Source organism: Veillonella sp. AF13-2, assembly GCF_003603295.1.
Taxonomy (GTDB): domain Bacteria; phylum Bacillota; class Negativicutes; order Veillonellales; family Veillonellaceae; genus Veillonella; species Veillonella parvula_E.
Window position 1 is genome coordinate 289849 of record NZ_QTMT01000001.1, and the last position, 18745, is coordinate 308593.

The following is an 18745-nucleotide window of genomic DNA, read 5'->3' on the forward strand; positions in this document are numbered from 1 at the left end:
AGGCTATGATGGAATTTAATCATACTAGCGTACTCTTACGTGAAACGGTGGACTCCGTCGTAACTAATCCAAAAGGCATTTATGTGGACTGTACCCTTGGTGGGGCAGGACATGCTCATGCAGTGGGCGAGATGCTAGATCCAGAAGGCATGATTATAGGTTTAGATCAAGATGAAGATGCTTTGAGTGTAGCTCGACAGCGTTTATCTGATTTGAAATGTCAGGTGTTAACGATACCTACAAACTTTTCTAACTTAAAAGAAGCTCTCCAAAATGCGGGTGTTTATGAAGTTGATGGTTTTATATTTGATCTTGGTGTATCCAGCTATCAACTAGATACTCCTGAACGAGGTTTTTCATATATGAATGATGGACCTCTTGATATGCGAATGGATAAAGATGCACCTCTCACGGCAGAGGAAATTGTCAATGAATATGACAGTGAACAATTACTGCAAATTATCCGCGATTATGGGGAAGAACGATGGGCTAAACGAATTGTCGAGTTTATTGTTGAAGCACGTCAAGAAAAAAGAATTACTACTACTGGCGAGTTAGTTAGAATTATTAAGAATGCAATACCTGCAAAGGCGCGACAAGATGGACCTCATCCGGCAAAACGGACGTTTCAGGCCATACGTATTGAAGTAAATAGAGAATTAGCAATTTTGCATGATAGTTTTGTAGATGCTGTATCGATGTTAAAACCAAAGGGAAAGATTGGAGTTATTACATTCCACTCCTTGGAAGATCGAATTACAAAGCAAACTTTTAAAGAGTTAAGTACTGCATGTATATGTCCTCCACAATTGCCTGTGTGTGTTTGTAATCACAAGGCAGTTGTAAAGGCAAAGAATAAGGCTATAGAGCCAAGTATAGGGGAGATTGAAGTTAATCCGAGAGCTAGAAGCGCTAAATTGCGCGTAGCAGTAAAGTTGTAGATTTGGAAGGGGTTAAGTGTTATGTTAGCGAGAAAGGCTGTTGTGGGCCAAGTAAAAGGTGATATGTTGGTCATTGCACAAGGGAGAAGACGTAGTGCAAACGTAGCTTTAGATTTAAGCCCTATGATGTGGCAAGTTGTATATGGTATTGCTGCATTAGTTGCATGCTTACTTATTATGATGGTTATGAATGCATACAGTACAAAGTTGGGCTATGAGGTAGTTAAAACACAGCAAGCTGTAGTACAATTAACAAAAGATAACGATGCATTGGACGTTGAAGTGGCTTCCTTGAAGTCTCCTGTACGTATCCAACAAATCGCAGAAGAACAACTAGGAATGGTTTTGCCTGATTCTTTTGTTTATAGCACAAAAAGCGCTGTTACTGAACGTAATGTACAAGAGAAACAGCAAATTATAGACTAGCAGGCGAAGCAGCTCGTATTGGGCTGCTTTCCTTTGCGTGTAAAGGAGATTGTATATGAAACAATTACAAGATATAGTAAAAACCTTACATGCACCGCATGTAGAAGGTAATACAGCTGTTGAAATTTTAGATGTAACCGCTGATTCTCGTGCTGTAAAAGCAGGTAGTTTATTTATTGCTTTAGATGGTGCCACTGTCGATGGACATGACTATGTTAATAAAGCTGTTGAGTCTGGGGCAGTAGCTGTATTAGTATCTAAACCTGTTGAGGTAAGTAGTGATGTTTGTGTTATCACTGTTGAAGATACACGTGCGGCTATGATGTCCTGTGTGCCATACTTTTTTGATTATCCAGCCAATTCCATGCGCATGATTGGTGTTACTGGTACTAATGGTAAAACGACTACAACTCATATGATTCGTCATATTTTGAAAGCTCAAGGTCATAAGGTCGGTGTGATTGGTACGGTTCATATCATGATTGGCGATACATCTTATCCGATTCATAACACGACCCCTGACGTAGTAGATTTACAGCATATTTTGCATCAAATGGTAGAAGAGGGTGTTACACATTGTGTAATGGAAGTATCTTCTCATGCGTTGGCTTTAGGACGCGTATCTGGTGTTGAGTATGATACGGCTGTATTCACAAATCTTACACAAGATCATTTAGACTTTCACAAAACATTTGAGAATTACTTGGCAGCTAAATGTAAACTATTTGAACAAGTTAGCAAGCCAAACCAAATAAAATCTGGTAAAGGTGCTGTTATCAATATCGATGATGCCTATGGGCATCGGGTTGTTGAAAAAACTACAGCCCCTATCATTACCTATAGTATCGATGGTAGCGGCACATTGAATGCTCATGACGTTGATATGACGCCAAAGTCTAGCCGTTACACGGTATCTTATGATGGTCATGACTATACAGTTGCAATGAATACGACTGGCTTGTTTAATGTGTATAATACATTAGCAGCTATTGGTGCCTGCCTATTAGAAGGTATTTCCATGGAAGACATCGATAAAGCGTTGAAAACATTTAGTGCTGTACCTGGTCGTTTTGAATTGATTGAAGAAGGTCAACCATTTGCTGTTGTTGTAGACTATGCACATACACCAGATGGGTTAGAAAATATTTTACAAACAGCAAAGGCTATTCAAGAAAATCGTATTATTGTAGTCTTTGGCTGTGGCGGTGACCGAGATGCAACCAAACGTCCTATTATGGGACGCATTGCGGCACAATACGGTGATGTTGTGTATGTTACATCTGATAATCCACGTACAGAGGATCCTGTACAAATTGTTAAAGATGTGGAAGTCGGCGTTAAAGACGGCCTTCGAGAAGGAACTCACTATGAAGTTATCGTTGATCGTAGGGAAGCGATTCAACATGCAATACAACATGCAAAACCTGGGGATATTGTACTCATTGCAGGTAAGGGGCATGAGGATTACCAAATCTTAAAGGATAAAACGATCCATTTTGATGATCGTGAAGAGGCGCGAGCAGCCCTCAAGGAGATCTAATATGGCAGAATTTACATTGTCTCAAGTACTGGAGGCCACACAGGGGACGAGTGCACATACCGACAATATTAAGTTTTTAGATGTGTCTACTGATACAAGAACTATTGAATCAGGCTTTTTATTTGTAGCCTTAAAAGGTGATACTTTTGATGGTCATGATTTTATCAATGCGGCTATCGAAAAAGGTGCTACAGGGGCTATCGTTGAAAAAGGACGTTCTGTAGAAGGTATTGCTTGTATCGAGGTAGACAATACTTTGGTAGCATATCAAAACTTAGCACGATATCATCGTCGCCGCTTTGATATTCCTGTAGTTGCTATTACTGGTTCCTCTGGTAAGACAACGACAAAAGAAATGGTGGCAGCCGTACTTGGCACAGAATTTAATGTATTAAAAACTGAGAAAAATTTTAATAATGAAATTGGCTTGCCAAAAACCTTGTTACGTTTGACCGCTGAGCATGAAGCCTGTGTTGTTGAAATGGGTATGCGTGGGCTCGGACAAATCGAAGAATTGGCCTTGATTGCAGAACCAACGATGGGGATTATTACTAATGTTGGTACTAGTCATATCGAGCTTTTAGGTTCTCGAGAAGCCATTGCCGAAGCGAAAGGTGAATTGATTCGTTGCTTGCCTGAAAACAGCGTGGCTATCCTTAATGAAGATGATCCATATGTAAAAGCTATGGATCGTTTAGCTAAGGGTAAAACAATTACCTATGGTATTGAACGGAATGCTACTTGTATTGGTAGCCATTTGCGCTATAAAAAAGACGGTATTAAGTTCACTTGTAAGTGTTATGATGAAGTTTTTGATATCTTCTTACCTATGATTGGTGAACACAATGTATATGATGCATTGGCGGCTATCGTTGCAGGTCGAGTGCTAGGCATTAAATCTAACACAATTCGCAAAGGTTTGAGTGAGTTTAGTGGAACTCCAATGCGTCAAGAAATCGTCCCATTTGAAGATATTGTTATCTTAAATGATGCTTATAATGCAAACCCTTCATCCATGGCAGAAGCTATTAAAGCACTTGGCCAATTAGAAGGTAAGCGTAAAATTGCGATGCTAGGCGATATGCTCGAGCTCGGCGACTTCTCTGAAGAAGCACATCGTGAAATCGGTCATTTGCTTGCTGAAGAGGGTTATAGTATTGTATTCACCTTTGGTGATGCTGCTGCCTTCATTGCAAAGGAAGCAAAAAAAGCAGGTTTAACTACATTCCGTTGTAACAGCCATTTAGAAATGGCCAACGCATATAGTGATATTCGTGAAAAAGGGGATGTTATCCTTGTGAAAGGTTCTCGAGGTTTACGAATGGAGCGCGTTGTTGAAGAATTAAAGGATCGAGAATAATAGGTAACGGCTAGTTATATCTAGCCGTCCTATTTATTAATAAGTAGAGGATTCATATGATAAATCACATTCTATTAGCCTTCGTAGCGACTTTCATCATTACGGTAGTGCTAGGTAAAATTGCTATTCCTATGTTGCGTTCTTTGCACGCACAACAAAGTATTCGTGAAGAAGGCCCTGAAAGTCATCAAGCAAAAGCCGGTACGCCAACAATGGGTGGTGCTTTCATGATGGTGGCCCTTGTTATTGGCGTGGCATTGTTTGCACCATGGAATGTGGGCACAGGAATGTTATTATTTTTAACACTGGGTCATTGTTTATTAGGTTTTTTTGATGATTTTGTAAAAGCTGTAAAAAAACGCAATCTTGGATTAACAGCGAAGCAAAAATTACTTGGACAATTTATATTGGCTGCTGTATTCTGTTATTGCATTACTGAGATTATGGTTGTTCCTACCACATTATGGATTCCTGTTATAGATATACAATTACAATTGGGATGGGGTTATTATGTATTGGCATTTTTGATTATTGTAGGAGCTACAAATGCAGTAAATTTAACAGATGGTCTTGATGGTCTTGCTGGTGGTACATCAGCAGTGGCGGCGATAGCATTCTCTGTTATTGGTTTGATGGCTGCATCGATGACAAATTCTATTGGTGCTGAAAGTGTTGCGTACTTCGGCGCTGTAATAGCAGCTGTATGTCTTGGCTTTTTGGTATATAATGTGAACCCTGCAAAAGTATTCATGGGGGATACAGGCTCTTTGGCATTAGGTGGTGCCTTTGCAGCAATGGCTATTTTAACTAAAACAGAATTGCTACTTGTGGTGATTGGTGGCATTTTTGTTATGGAAGCATTATCTGTTATTATTCAAGTTATTTCTTTCAAAACACGTGGTGTGCGTGTATTTAAGATGAGTCCTATTCATCACCATTTTGAACTTTCCGGATGGGCAGAACAAACAGTTGTTAATCGTTTCTGGTTTGGTGGCGCTGTTTTAGCCATTATTGGTGTACTTTTAGCGACTATAACTTTATAAGATAATACTTAACGGAAGTTGTAAATAATGGTATGCTTATTAGATAGGATACATTAATTTTATAAATAATTTAGGTGATATAGATGGAATATGGAGATAAACATATACTTGTTCTTGGCGCTGGAGCTAGCGGTATAGGTGCATCTTGGGTATTAGCCCAAGTGGGTGCGCATGTTGTGTTAAATGATTATAAGCCCATGACACTGCCTACGGCTGAGGAGAAACGACTCGTTGCGGCAGGGGTAAATATTATTACAGGACGTCAAGATGAATCCTTGCTAGATGGCGTGGATCGTATCGTTATTTCTCCAGGTATTTCTTTAGATATTCCGATTGTAAAAGCAGCACAGGCTCGTGGTATTGACGTGGTCAGCGAAGTAGAATTAGCTTATGAAGTATCTAAATCACCTATCGTAGCTGTTACTGGTACAAATGGTAAGACTACGACAACAACCTTATTAACTAAAGTACTAGAAGGCTCTGGAAAACCAGTTCACGTCGGTGGAAATATTGGTGATTCCCTTAGTGAAGTGGCGTATTCTATGCCTGCAGACGGTTTTTTGGTAGCTGAATTATCTAGTTATCAATTAGAGACAATCAAGCATTTTAGGCCTATTGGGGCTATTATGCTCAATATTACTCCAGATCACTTAGCTCGTCATAAGACGATGGAAAACTATATTGCTGCGAAGGAACGCATCTTTGAAAATCAATTAAGTACAGATTATTTAGTGTTGAATATAGATGATCCCGTTGTAGCTGATATGGAACATCGTGCGCCTAGTCATATTCTAAAGATTAGTCAAAAAAAAGCCGTAGAGAATGGCGCTTATTATGCTGATGGGAAATGTTATATTGCTAAAGATGGGGTAGCAAAATTTGTTATTGGAAATGAAGATATTCATATTCCAGGCAGTCATAATATTGAAAACATATTGACCGTTATTGCTTTATCTTATGCATTGGGCGTACCCGTAGAGACAATTCATCGTATTATTAGTGAGTTCCATGGCGTTGAACATCGTTTAGAACGCGTTAAAACGATTGATGGTATTACATTTTATAATGATTCTAAAGCGACTAATGTAGATTCTGTGGTTAAAGCATTAGAATCCTTTGATCAACAAGTTATTCTATTAGCTGGTGGTCATGATAAAATGACGCCTTTAGAAGACTTCATGGAGTTAGTTAAGGAGAAGACTAAAGCGGTTATTTTCATGGGGGAAGCAGCAGATCGTTTTGAGACGGCTGCAAAAGAGGCTGGTGTGAAGCCGATTTATCGTGCTTTATCCATGAAAGAAGCCGTAGAACAAGGCTATAAATTGGCAGAGACTGGCGATATTGTGCTATTATCTCCGGCTTGCTCAAGCTTTGATTGGTACAGCTGTTTTGAAGAGCGTGGAGATGACTTTAAACGTTGTGTTCATATGTTGCAAGAGGGAGGACACCATTAATGAAACGTGTTATTATTTCAGGTGGTGGCACTGGTGGACATATATATCCAGCAATAACTATATATAAGGAAATTATGAAACAAAATCCTGATGCAAAGGTGTTATATGTTGGTACCAAGCAAGGTCTCGAGGCTACATTAGTTCCTAAAGAGGGGATAGAGTTTACTACGATTCCTGTGCAAGGCTTGCAGCGTCAATTATCGTTAGGTACATTAGTTACATTAGGTAAAACTGCTTTAGGCATTGTAAAAGCTAATGCTATAGTTTGTAAGTTTAAACCTGATGTTGTTATTGGTACTGGTGGTTATGTATGTGGGCCTGTTCTCTTGGCTGCAGCATTACATAATATTCCTACTATAATTCAAGAACAGAATGTCATAGCAGGTATTACTAATAAAATTCTGAGTCGTTTTGTTGATGTGGTAGCCCTAGGCTATAAGGATGCGGAAGCATCGTTTTCTAAAGCAAAGCGCGTAGTCTATACAGGGAATCCTGTTCGTCCAGATGTGCTAGTTGATTCGAGAACAGTGGGACGTAACTATTTCAATTTAAGTGATGATACCTTTACAGTACTCATAGCTGGAGGTTCTCGAGGGGCGAGAACTATTAACAATGCTATGATAGATGTACATAAACACTTCCAAGGTGTGAAAGGTATTAAATTAATCCATATTACGGGAAACGGAGAATATGAATCTGTTTTATCCCAATTGGGCATTACCGATGGGGATGGTTTAGGTAGTTCATCTTTGATTTTGCCGTATTTACATGATATGCCAAAAGCACTAGCAGCAGCCGATTTAGCAGTATTTAGATCTGGTGCTATAGGTCTTGCAGAATTAGCAGTTCGCGGTATTCCATCCGTATTGATACCGTATCCATACGCAGCGGAAGATCATCAAACCTATAATGCACGTATCTTTGTACAAGAAGGGGCGGCGCATATGATTGTAGATAAAATGTTGAGTGCTCACGATTTAATAGGGGAAATCGAGATGTTTATGGCCAACCGTGATTTGTTGGCACAAATGGGAGACCGAGCATTGCAATTGGGGAAACCGAATGCGGCTCATGATATTGCAAAATTAGCTTTATCTATTGCAAAGTAACAAGGAGAGGTTTTATGTTAGACGGTATTCACAAAATTCACCTTATCGGTATTGGTGGATCTGGTATGCGTGCGATAGCGAATATTTTGATTCAAAAAGGTTATGATGTATCTGGTTCAGATATTGCTGAATCTGCGGTGATTTCTAAGTTTAGAGATATGGGTGCCACGGTGCATATCGGTCATAATAAAGAATATGTAAATGGTGTTGATGCCATAGTTCGTTCTACAGCGATTCGTGAAGACAATCCTGAAATTGTTGCCGCTAAAGAGCAAGGGATTACCATTTTACATCGTTCTGATATTGTAAAGGCTGTATTAGATGTAACAGATGGTATCGCAGTAGCTGGTGCGCATGGTAAAACATCTACAACTTCAATGATTGGACAAATTTTAGTGGAGGCTAATGCGGACCCTACGGTAATTATCGGTGGCGAAGTAGATTATCTCAAAGGTAGCAGTTGTCTTGGGAAAGGACATTTTTCCGTTGTGGAAGCGGATGAGAGCGATGGTTCATTTTTAAAATTGCGTCCACATACTATCGTTATAACTAATATTGAAGATGATCATATGGATCATTATAAGACTATGGATAACTTGTTAAACGCTTTCTGTGAGTTCGTCGAAACGTTACCAGAAGCGGGCAAGGCTATCGTATGTGGTGATAATGAAAATATTCGTTATATTATGAGCCGCGTAAAACGTACTTTTATTACGTATGGCTTAGAGGATAATAATGATTATGTAGCAAAAAATATTCATTATGTGGACTCTTCCTTGGTATATGATGTATATCATAAAGGTATTAATATAAGCCGTATCAGCTTGCGCGTGCCTGGAGAACATAATGTATTAAACTCATTGGCAGCCTTTATTGTGGCTCATGAATGTTGCGGTGTAGAAAATCGCTTTATTACAAAAGCGTTAGGTAAATTTATCGGTGCAAAACGACGTTTTGAAACAAAAGGTCATGTTGCTGGCGTCTGGGTTGTCGATGATTATGCACATCATCCAACAGAAATTAAAGCGACCTTAAGAGCAGCAAAAGAGCTTGAAAAACATCGCGTTATTTGTGTGTTTCAACCGCATCGGTATACACGTACAAGCTTGTTGAAAGATGAATTTGCCACTGCTTTTACAAGTGCTGATGAAATATATATGACAGATATTTACAGTTCTGGTGAAGATCCGATTGCAGGTATCGATGGACGTACTATTCCTGATGCTGTTGAAGCTGCTACAAATAAGGTTGTACATTATGTACCATCTGTTGATGATATACCGGCTGTATTGGCAAAAATTGTGCGACCTAACGATCTGGTTATCACAATGGGGGCTGGTTCTATTAATCAATATGGACCAAAATTATTAGCTATATTGGAGGAAGGCTTACAATGAAAGATAAAAAAATAATCGTATTGATGGGTGGCCCTTCCAAAGAGGCTGAAGTATCTCGCCGTACTGGCGCTGCTATTGCGGAAGCACTCGAAAGCAAGGGGTATAATGCCCAAACATTAGAACTTAATCCTCGTACTGTTTTAAAAGACATTGAATCCTTAGGTGGAGAGATTGTATTTAATGCAATTCACGGTCGTTATGGTGAAGATGGTGCATTACAAGGCTTACTTGAAATGGCAGAAATTCCATATACTGGATCGGGCATCATGGCTCATGCGGTAGGAATGAATAAAAAAGTAAGCAAAGATGTTTTCAAAGGGGCTAATATTCCAACAGCTACTTCTGAATCCTTTAATGGTAATTTAGAATCTGCAGAAGCCATTATAGGACATATTCGTAAACAGTTTACGATTCCTGTAGTGGTGAAATCTGCTACTCAAGGCTCTAGTATTGGCGTTACCATCGTTCGTGATGAGGCACAATTGGAGGCTGCTGTTACAGAAGCGCTAAAATATGATCCGATTCTTGTAGTAGAGCAATTTCTTGATGGTCGCGAATTTACAGTATCCGTTCTTGACGGGAAGGCATTGTCAGTAATTGAAATCCGTCCACATTCTGGTGAGTATGACTATACCAGTAAATATACTGTAGGTGCTACAGAATATTTAGTACCTGCGCCTATTAGTGAAGAAATGACTGCTGAAATGCAACGCATAGGGGAACTTGTGTATCGCGAAGTACAAGGCAGTGGGGTTATTCGTGTTGATATTATGACAGATCATGCAGATAATATGTATGTTCTAGAATACAATACTGTGCCAGGTATGACGGCAACGTCTTTAGTACCAAAGGCAGCTAAAGAAATGGGAATTGACTTTCCAACATTATGTGAAAAGATTCTATTAACAGCTAGTATAGGGAAATTTTAAGGGCTGAATAGAACATAAGGAGTTATCTATGGATGATAAGCAATACCATCCATCCAACTCTGGGGAGATGCAGTCTTCTACACCTGTTCAAGATGAACGGGCTGTATTTAGAAAACGAGTGTTAAAAATCGGTGGTGCAGTTACTCTCGTGTTGGTGGGATTGTTTACACTACCTATTCCTTTTGGATCCTTAAAAATTGTAGGATCGGATAAGGTAACTGTACAAGATGTAATGGTAGCAGGGGATATTCATGAACCTGTAAATATATTGCAAATTAGTACAGAGAAATTAAAAACTAGATTGGCGAAAGACTTACGGGTTGAAGAGGCCCAAATTAGTTATCAATTACCATTTACAATGGTTGTACGTGTCATAGAACGCAAGGCTGTTGCAGTTGTACCAGCTCAGTTTGGTTATTTAACACTTGACAGTAAAGGTCAAGTGATTGCATCAGAGCCTGCAATACAAGATACGTCGGTACCAATGATATCAGGCGTTAAGGCGGGAAATATTTTGTTAGGTGATACCGTTGTGGATAAGCCCATTTTGGCGGCTCTTGAATACTTGAACTCTCTTGATGAGAGCACCTTCAAGAATATTGCAGAAGTCAATATAGGAGATCCTGATGCAATAATGGCTTATACCGTATCGGGGGTGCAAATTAGATTAGGGGATAGTAAAGACTTACCTAAAAAAGCCGAGTTAACTCAGTCTATGTTACAAGATATTAAGACAACACATAGCAATGTACAATATATAGATGTTAATGTTTCATCACCATATATAAAAACTGATGTAATACCGGAAGTTAAAAAGCATCAGACTGGAACAAAGACAACAGAAAATTCATCTACTAAGAAGGATGATAAAAAACAAGATAAACAAGGTCATGTTGAAGATAAAAGGTAGATGATTGTCGTGAGACACGAACGGTGGGCAATAGCCTTAGTCAGTTGTATATTGGGTTTCATGGTTGTTACTCAATATAAGATGACTCAAGATAATATAGAAGAAAATATCCGTTTACAACGGGCTGGTGATTTAGCCGTACAATTACGAGAGGCTCAAAGTGAACGTGATACATTGTTAAAACAAATAGAAGAACTTAAACAGTCTGGTGCTAGTAGCAATGTTAAAGCAGATGAACAGTTGATGATGAAAGCAGCTTTAACTAATGTTAAAGGTACAGGTGTTAGTGTATTAATTGAGGATAGCTTAAAGCCAATTCAAAGTGGTGAAAATCCTAATTTATATGTAATTCATGATGAAGATATTTTACGTATTGTTAATGAATTGCGAGCTGGTGGGGCTGAGGCGATAGCTATCAATGATCAACGTCTCATAGGGACTTCTGAAATACGATGCTCTGGTCCGACTATTACTGTGAATGGTAAGGTTTTTGGGGCTCCTTTTACAGTTAAGGCAATTGGTGATCCAAAAACACTAAATTCTGCGCTCACCATGCGAGGCGGTGTGGTGGATTCCTTGAAACACTGGGGCATAAAGGTAACCATAAAGGAAGAAAATGAAATAGCTATTCCAGCTTTTACAGGAACCTTTAGAGAAGAGCATATAAAGCCTAATGAAACAGGAGGTAAAGAATGAATATTTATATCTTTGCCATTGTTGGTTTAATTGTAGGTACTACATTAGGGTGGCTTTCACCATTTCATATACCTATAAGTTATGCAAATTACACATCGGTCGCTGTTCTGGCTGCACTAGATGCTGTATTTGGTGGTAGCCGGGCTGCATTGGAACGAACCTTTGATCTTAGTAATTTTGTACTTGGGTTCTTTTCAAATGTTGTGTTAGCTGTTATTCTTGTATATGTAGGTGACCTCATAGGAATTAACCTATATTACGTAGCTCTTATTGGCTTTGGATTGCATGTATTTATTAATGTAGGCGCTATACGAAAGATTATTATGACTAAGCGATTCTAATAAATCACATTCTATATAGTGGAAAGTTTTTAAATTTTAGTGTAAAATAAATGTAATTGTTATAAGATTGTCAGTATATAAATCGATACATTGGGACGTATATTGATACGATAGATAACGATAAGAGGAGGAAGTTCAATGTCTGATTTTGCAAATATTAAAGTTATCGGTGTTGGTGGCGGCGGTAATAACGCTGTTAATCGCATGGTAGATAGCGATCTTAAAGGTGTTCAATTTTTATCCGCTAATACTGAAAGCCAAGTGCTTGAATTATCTAAAGCGGATGTAACGATTCAAATTGGCGAGAAGGTTACAAAAGGTCTTGGTGCAGGCGCAAATCCACAAATCGGTGAAGAGGCTGCTCAAGAAAGTCGCGAAGAAATTATAAAAGCTCTTGAAGGTGCTGATATGGTATTCGTAACTGCTGGTATGGGTGGTGGTACTGGTACAGGTGCTGCTCCTATCGTTGCAGAATGTGCTAAAGAAATCGGTGCCTTGACAGTAGGCGTCGTTACTAAACCGTTCGCTTTTGAAGGTAAACGCCGTCGTGCACAAGCGGAAAAAGGCATTGAATTCTTGACTCAAAAAGTAGATACTATTATCGTTATTCCTAATGATAAATTGTTGCAAGTTGTAGATAAAAAATGTTCCTTAAGCGATGCATTCCGTACAGCTGATGATGTACTTCGCCAAGGTATCAAGGGCATTTCAGACTTGATTCAAGTTCCTGGCTTGATCAATCTTGACTTTGCAGATGTTAAAACTATCATGACTGAACAAGGCGAAGCATTGATGGGGATTGGCGTTGGCGAAGGTGAAAACCGCGCTGCTGACGCAGCTAAAATGGCTATTAATAGCCCATTGTTGGAAACATCTATCGATGGTGCAAAAGGCATCTTACTCAATATCTCCGGTAGTGCTAACTTAAGCTTGTTTGAAATTAATGAAGCTGCCGAAATTATTTCTGAAGCGGCGGATCCTGATGCAAATATTATCTTCGGTTCTGTTATCGATGAAAGCTTAGGCGATACAGTTCAAATTACTGTTGTGGCAACTGGTTTTAATTCAAATACTAAGAATGTACCTGAATTCGGTAAAACAACAACTACATCCCGTCCGGCATCCACTACAAATACTAACAATGGTATCCCTGATATCCCTGTATTCATGAAACGCTAATTTATAGATTGTATAATTATTATACCTATCAATTAGTAACTTATTAAGACATACCATTGGTATGTGTATAGGAGGTAAAAATGAAGAAATTAGTATTATTAACTTTAGCAGCTACAGTTGTAGCCGGCAGTGCATTTGCTGCAGCTCCTGTAACAAAAATTAGTGATGGATCCACCAAGGTACAAGCTGATTATGCTTTTAAACAACACGTATCTAACGGTGGTGGCAATAGCAATGATGGTTTCGGTGTTTCTTTACAACACGACCTTTCCAATAAAGCTGCATTACAATACTCTTACGATAAATTAAATGCAAAAAATGGCGATATTAAAGATCATCAATTAGCATTGGTTTATAAGGTACATCCAAATGTAAATCTATATGGTGCAGGTACTGCGATTCGTACAAATGATACTGAACTTGGTTTCCAAGCTGGTGTTATCGGTCATGTACCTTTGACTAATAAAGTAAACGGCTTTGCTAAGGCTGGTTGGGGTAATGATATTAAGCAAACTTATCAAGTAGGTGCTCAATATGAAGTACGCCCTGATGTAGATTTGAATGTATACTATGGCTATGATAAATATAGCGTAGATAGCAATGATAAAACTGCAAAAGGTTTACACGCTGGTGTAGGCTACTCCTTCTAAGGATGATAAGGACCACTCTTTTGAGTGGTCTTTTTTTATATATTTACTGTTTTATTGTATATTTGTTAACAATTTTTCCTAAATAAGGTACTTAATTATTATATATATATATATTTAATAAGTGTTGAATTACTAATAGTTAGTTAAATCTTCTATGTATACAATATATTTACTGAATATACGTTGTATATTTAAATCAGTTTAGGTATGATAAATGTGTAATATTCATTTCAGATAGGATGGTGCAAGTTATGACAAGTGTTGCTGCAAAGCATGCAAAAGGAAAAAAATTAAAAGACGTAATCTTCGTAACTGCTGGTCAAGCTCAAGCTGATGCTAAAGAAAATGGCCGTGAGAATGTTGTGAATGGTACGTTGGGTGCTATTCATGATGAAGAGGGAAACTTAGTTTTTCTTAAGACCGTTAAAGAAGAATATTTGAGTCTTTCGGATTCTGAACATGTTGGTTATGCACCAATTGCGGGTATTCCAGATTTTTTGTGTGCTGCTGAAAAAGAATGTTTTGGTAATTTCCGTCCAGAAGGTCATATTCGTAGCATTGCTACCGCAGGTGGCACTGGTGGCATTCATCATTTGATTCATAACTATACAGAGCCTGGTGATGAAGTATTAACAGCGGATTGGTACTGGGGTGCATACCGTGTTATTTGTAGTGATACTGGACGTACACTAGTTACGTATTCCTTATTTGATGAACATAATAACTTTAATCATGAAGCATTCCAAAATCGTGTAAACGAATTGGCGGCTAAACAAACAAATGTGGTTGTTATCTTTAACACACCAGGTAATAACCCAACCGGCTACTCTATTGAGGATAAAGATTGGGATTCTATCCTTAATTTCTTGAAGGATTTAGTTGCTATTGGTCGAAATAATGTGATTATTGGTATTGATGTAGCATATCTTGATTACTCTGGTGAAAAAGATGAGGTACGTGCGTTCTTCAATAAATTTAGTCATTTACCAAAAGAAATTCTCACCTGTGTGTGTTATAGCTTATCTAAAGGATTTACTATGTATGGTCAGCGCGTTGGTGCGATGATTGGGATCTCTGATGATGAAGAAATAGCTGATGAGTTTTTCGAAGTTAACAAATCTACAAGTCGTGCCACATGGTCCAATATTTGTCGTCCCGCAATGCGTACAATGGCTAATATTGTGGCTGATCCAGCTAAGTTTAAGGAATATGAAGCTGAACGCAATTGCTATTATCAATTAATTCGCGATCGTGCTGATATCTTTAAACAAGAAGCAGCACAAGTAGGACTTCCTATGTTACCTTACCGCGGTGGCTTCTTTATTACAATTCCTACAGACTCTGCGAATGCTATCTGTGAAGAATTGAAAAAAGAGCACATCTATGTGATTGCATTAGCAAATGGTATTCGTATAGCAGCATGTGGTATTCCTAAATGTCAAATGACAGGTCTAGCTGAAAAAATTTATAATGCTATGAAACGTCTTGGTAAATTATAATACATAAGTAAATTATACTAAAAACCACTTGATACATGTATCAAGTGGTTTTTAGTATGTAGATATAAATTTGATTGAATAAATATAAAAGGATATTAGTAATGTAATAAATTTTGTTTATTTGTTACATTAGTGAATATCTTTATGCTCTTTAATGTCTTTATCAGCTTCTTTTGCCAAGTTTTCAAGCGCTCGTTTAGGAGCGGTTCTTTCACCTGTTTCTGGGTCTATAAATTCAACGCGGTCCAAGGTGCTTGTAATTTGACCACGAATGAAGCTTAAGTAGATTTCGTATAGTTCTTTTTTTTCTGCTAACTCTTCTGGCGTTAATTCTTGACCAGATTTTTTCTTTGCAGCTAGTTCATTTATTCGTTTTAATGTATCGTTAATATTACTCATATGAGCCTCCTGTATTCTATATTAGAATAGTATGTTTTATTATAACATAGAACTTAATGAATACGTATGGTAAGATATAAGTTGTACGCGTCTGTACTTTCACAGGTGAGAAAGGAGAACTGTATGCGTGTAACAAAAGCGATAAAGGCAGAGCAGTTGAAATTGTTACAAGAGCATTATTTTGATGCAAAACCTGCCCTTGAGTATACAAATGAATTTGAATTATTAGTTGCTGTAGTTTTGTCAGCACAATGTACGGATGAACGAGTTAATATTGTTACTAAACGATTATTTCCTGAACTTAATCATCCTGCAAAGATGCTTGAAATTGGAGTTGCTAAGTTAGAGACTCTTATTAAAGATTGTGGCCTTTATAAGTCCAAGGCAAAAAACTTAATTGCTACTTGTCAAATTTTAGTTGACCGATATCATGGAGAGGTGCCTCGTGAGTTTGATCAACTCGTTGAATTGCCTGGTGTGGGGCGTAAAACAGCAAATGTTGTGGTATCCGTTTTATTTGGTACACCAGCCATTGCGGTAGATACACATGTATTTCGCGTGTCTAACCGATTAAAATTAGGTATTGCTAAGACGCCAGAAGAGATGGAACAAAAGTTACAAAAGGCAATTCCAAAAAAGGACTGGGCTGCTGCACACCACTGGTTAATCTATCATGGCCGTAGAGTGTGTAAGGCTCGTAAGCCTTTGTGTAATGAATGTTTTTTAAATCATCTATGTCCTTCAGCCAGAAAGGTTTAATATGAAAGTAAATAACGAAGAATTTATTGCCCTTTGTGCTAATCATGGTATTGAGGGAATTGATATTGTAAATGAGTTAATGCGTTTTAAAGTGCTAGATCAATTGATTTCTAGTAATGCTAGCTCCCGTGAGTGGGGGGTAACGGCAGATGATTTATATGCGTTAGCAGAAAAATCCACAGTAGAATCCTTTGGTCCTGTACCATATGATTTGAATACATTCCAAGCTCTTTATGGACCATCCTTTAGAGTGGAATTGTTTGATTTTATTAGTGACACAGGCATTTTAGAAGGTCTAGATGTAGGCACTATTTGGGAAACTCCTGTTCGTGAAAGTATCGAAGCTCATAGTAAAACGGGAGAACTGGTTCTGTATGCTTATGTAGAAGAATATGCAGGCATGGTTGAAGAGATTCTTCAATCTTATGAAGATAAAAAAGTCGTTCTGTATACGGCATCTCCCGTGTGTTATAGCATTTTGACACGTTTATATCCGATGGCTCAAATCATTAATCAATGGCCTCATCGTAGCTATTTTGACCATATCTTTACAGGCACAGTTGGTATGTTCCAATCCTCTGAAGATATTGTAGAAGAGGTCGCTAACGGATTACATAACTTAGTTCCAGAAGGGACTGCTCAATTATTCTTACCTGCTATAATGGCACAAAATCAATTGGGCTTAAATAATATGGCGTTGCAATTTTTCTTGAACCAAAAACGAGTAGAAGCTATACGAGAATGGACTCCATTAGGGGCTTATGAAATCGTATATGGTAAATACGATGTAAAAAAAATGCGTGTTGGTCTTCGTGAACGTGTAGGGGATGAGTGGAAAACAATTAATTATATTCCATTACCTCATGGCGTATTTGCGCAATTGCCAGTATTTACGGTATTAAATTATGGCTTGTCCTTGCGCTCTATTTTGTTGCCCGGCGGTCAAACGGACGTAGCCTTAGGTCAAGATGGTATTTATTGCATTGATAGCCGTGTATCTGAATTAGGTCGCACTGCTCTTATTGAAAGTGGAGCTTATTTTCTTACTTTTAAACGTCATACTGATCATATTGATGTAGATATTACGACAGAAGCGCCTGTAGATGATATGTACTGGATGTTCCCAGATGCTGAATTAGCATATATGTGGTATGCCTATTTCTGCAGCACTACGGGTCAAACATTGATTCAAGAAATCTCCATGCTCGTTCAAACAGCTGAATCCTTTGGCTATATGCTTAGTAGCGTACGTCGTCGCGTATTAGATGTAAAGAATGAAGCCCAACTAATTAAATCTGTACAGGCTGCTGACGAGGCATATATCAAGGCTGTTACGGAGGCTACAAGGAGTTGGAAAGAGACCGTAGATTCATTAGGTGCACAAGTTATGCCACCTACAGCTTCTATTGATATTGAAGATTATAGTGACTATAAAAAAGAATTGTAAATCATATAATTTTGGTTTAAAATATATCGTATCCTAAAAAATATAAACTACTAAATATAGTAGATACGAAACATAGCATATGAATATGTAAGAAAGGAGGACCTATGGCAGTTATTAATTTTGAAATCTTCAAGGTTATTGGTACTTTGTCTGAAGATAAAGATGGTTGGAAAAAACAATTAACATGTACTAGTTGGGGAAAATACAATCCTAAGTTTGATCTTCGTGCTTGGGATAGTGAATATACAAGCATGAAAAAAGGTATTACCCTTTCTTTAGAGGAGCTCATTGCATTGCGTGACATCCTCAACGAAAGTGACTTGGAAGCTATTTTAGCTGAGGCTATTGAAGAAAAGCAAGCGTCCAAGGAATAGTATTGGTTACTTGCATTTGTGCAGGTGTCATGCTATAATCTATAAGAATAATATTGATTGCTGGAAAGAGGTGTATAGAATGAAACAAGGTATTCATCCAGACTATAAAGAAGCTACAGTAACTTGCGGTTGTGGCAACACATTCAAAACTGGCTCTGTAAAAGAAGACCTTCGTGTAGACGTTTGCTCCAAATGCCATCCGTTCTTCACTGGTCAACAACGTGCGGCTCAAGCTCGTGGTCGTATTGAACAATTTAACAAACGTTACGGCAAATAATTTGTATTGTAATGT

Annotated in this window: 20 protein-coding genes; 19 read left to right on the plus strand and 1 reads right to left on the minus strand. The window is 38.2% G+C overall.

Going from position 1 to position 18745, the window contains the following annotated elements; genetic code table 11:
* The first annotated feature begins 8 nt into the window (after nucleotides 1-8).
* From rsmH to DWV85_RS01410, 15 genes are all read left to right on the plus strand, one after another.
* Complete coding sequence (gene rsmH, locus DWV85_RS01340; RefSeq protein WP_123137876.1) at nucleotides 9-941, plus strand: 16S rRNA (cytosine(1402)-N(4))-methyltransferase RsmH; 933 nt, start codon at nucleotides 9-11, stop codon at nucleotides 939-941.
* Between the two features lie 21 nt (nucleotides 942-962).
* Nucleotides 963-1367 carry a cell division protein FtsL gene (gene ftsL / locus DWV85_RS01345; RefSeq protein WP_004697156.1) on the plus strand — a complete coding sequence of 135 codons (405 nt, stop codon included), beginning with the start codon at nucleotides 963-965 and terminating at the stop codon, nucleotides 1365-1367.
* A 55-nt stretch (nucleotides 1368-1422) separates the two neighbouring features.
* Nucleotides 1423-2907 carry a UDP-N-acetylmuramoyl-L-alanyl-D-glutamate--2,6-diaminopimelate ligase gene (locus DWV85_RS01350; RefSeq protein ID WP_123137877.1) on the plus strand — a complete coding sequence of 495 codons (1485 nt, stop codon included), beginning with the start codon at nucleotides 1423-1425 and terminating at the stop codon, nucleotides 2905-2907.
* Nucleotide 2908: 1 nt separating this feature from the next.
* The gene (murF, locus tag DWV85_RS01355; protein ID WP_060919745.1) at nucleotides 2909-4267 is read left to right on the plus strand and encodes a UDP-N-acetylmuramoyl-tripeptide--D-alanyl-D-alanine ligase; all 1359 of its coding nucleotides are present in this window, start codon (nucleotides 2909-2911) and stop codon (nucleotides 4265-4267) included.
* A gap of 56 nt (nucleotides 4268-4323) precedes the next feature.
* Nucleotides 4324-5310, plus strand: coding sequence for a phospho-N-acetylmuramoyl-pentapeptide-transferase (mraY, locus tag DWV85_RS01360; protein WP_123137878.1), 987 nt, complete (start codon nucleotides 4324-4326; stop codon nucleotides 5308-5310).
* Between the two features lie 83 nt (nucleotides 5311-5393).
* Nucleotides 5394-6764, plus strand: coding sequence for a UDP-N-acetylmuramoyl-L-alanine--D-glutamate ligase (gene murD, locus DWV85_RS01365; protein WP_123137879.1), 1371 nt, complete (start codon nucleotides 5394-5396; stop codon nucleotides 6762-6764).
* Nucleotides 6764-7873, plus strand: coding sequence for an undecaprenyldiphospho-muramoylpentapeptide beta-N-acetylglucosaminyltransferase (murG, locus tag DWV85_RS01370; protein ID WP_012864506.1), 1110 nt, complete (start codon nucleotides 6764-6766; stop codon nucleotides 7871-7873). The genes murD and murG overlap by 1 nt, the downstream gene beginning before the upstream one ends.
* Nucleotides 7874-7887: 14 nt before the next feature.
* Nucleotides 7888-9270: a UDP-N-acetylmuramate--L-alanine ligase gene (murC, locus tag DWV85_RS01375; RefSeq protein ID WP_024061910.1), complete on the plus strand. Its 1383-nt coding sequence runs from the start codon at nucleotides 7888-7890 to the stop codon at nucleotides 9268-9270.
* Nucleotides 9267-10199, plus strand: coding sequence for a D-alanine--D-alanine ligase (locus DWV85_RS01380; protein ID WP_021148271.1), 933 nt, complete (start codon nucleotides 9267-9269; stop codon nucleotides 10197-10199). Before murC ends, DWV85_RS01380 begins: the two co-directional genes overlap by 4 nt.
* Nucleotides 10200-10227: 28 nt before the next feature.
* On the plus strand, nucleotides 10228-11109 hold the full coding sequence (locus DWV85_RS01385; protein WP_123137880.1) for an FtsQ-type POTRA domain-containing protein: 882 nt from the start codon (nucleotides 10228-10230) through the stop codon (nucleotides 11107-11109).
* Nucleotides 11110-11805 (plus strand): DUF881 domain-containing protein, encoded by a 696-nt coding sequence (locus tag DWV85_RS01390; RefSeq protein ID WP_105086599.1) that lies wholly within the window; start codon nucleotides 11110-11112, stop codon nucleotides 11803-11805.
* Nucleotides 11802-12146, plus strand: coding sequence for a small basic family protein (locus tag DWV85_RS01395; protein ID WP_004696202.1), 345 nt, complete (start codon nucleotides 11802-11804; stop codon nucleotides 12144-12146). The genes DWV85_RS01390 and DWV85_RS01395 overlap by 4 nt, the downstream gene beginning before the upstream one ends.
* Before the next feature lie 138 nt (nucleotides 12147-12284).
* A complete protein-coding gene (gene ftsZ, locus DWV85_RS01400; RefSeq protein ID WP_004696200.1) occupies nucleotides 12285-13325 on the plus strand; it encodes a cell division protein FtsZ in 1041 nt (346 codons plus the stop codon).
* An 80-nt stretch (nucleotides 13326-13405) separates the two neighbouring features.
* Nucleotides 13406-13975, plus strand: a complete 570-nt coding sequence (locus DWV85_RS01405; RefSeq protein ID WP_004696198.1) for an outer membrane beta-barrel protein — start codon at nucleotides 13406-13408, stop codon at nucleotides 13973-13975.
* Nucleotides 13976-14226: 251 nt separating this feature from the next.
* Nucleotides 14227-15474, plus strand: a complete 1248-nt coding sequence (locus DWV85_RS01410; RefSeq protein ID WP_004696196.1) for an aminotransferase class I/II-fold pyridoxal phosphate-dependent enzyme — start codon at nucleotides 14227-14229, stop codon at nucleotides 15472-15474.
* Nucleotides 15475-15603: 129 nt separating this feature from the next.
* Here the strand turns inward: DWV85_RS01410 and DWV85_RS01415 are convergent, their stop codons facing one another.
* A complete protein-coding gene (locus DWV85_RS01415) occupies nucleotides 15604-15873 on the minus strand; it encodes a DUF896 domain-containing protein (RefSeq protein WP_004696194.1) in 270 nt (89 codons plus the stop codon).
* Between the two features lie 123 nt (nucleotides 15874-15996).
* Between DWV85_RS01415 and nth the strand changes: the two genes are divergently transcribed.
* The 4 genes from nth (at nucleotide 15997) to rpmE (ending at nucleotide 18730) form a co-directional block, all read left to right on the plus strand.
* A complete protein-coding gene (gene nth / locus DWV85_RS01420) occupies nucleotides 15997-16632 on the plus strand; it encodes an endonuclease III (RefSeq protein WP_123137881.1) in 636 nt (211 codons plus the stop codon).
* A 1-nt stretch (nucleotide 16633) separates the two neighbouring features.
* On the plus strand, nucleotides 16634-18079 hold the full coding sequence (locus DWV85_RS01425) for a hypothetical protein (protein ID WP_123137882.1): 1446 nt from the start codon (nucleotides 16634-16636) through the stop codon (nucleotides 18077-18079).
* A 104-nt stretch (nucleotides 18080-18183) separates the two neighbouring features.
* On the plus strand, nucleotides 18184-18453 hold the full coding sequence (locus DWV85_RS01430; protein ID WP_004696187.1) for a PC4/YdbC family ssDNA-binding protein: 270 nt from the start codon (nucleotides 18184-18186) through the stop codon (nucleotides 18451-18453).
* A gap of 79 nt (nucleotides 18454-18532) precedes the next feature.
* Nucleotides 18533-18730, plus strand: coding sequence for a 50S ribosomal protein L31 (gene rpmE, locus DWV85_RS01435; protein WP_004696185.1), 198 nt, complete (start codon nucleotides 18533-18535; stop codon nucleotides 18728-18730).
* Nucleotides 18731-18745: the final 15 nt, after the last annotated feature.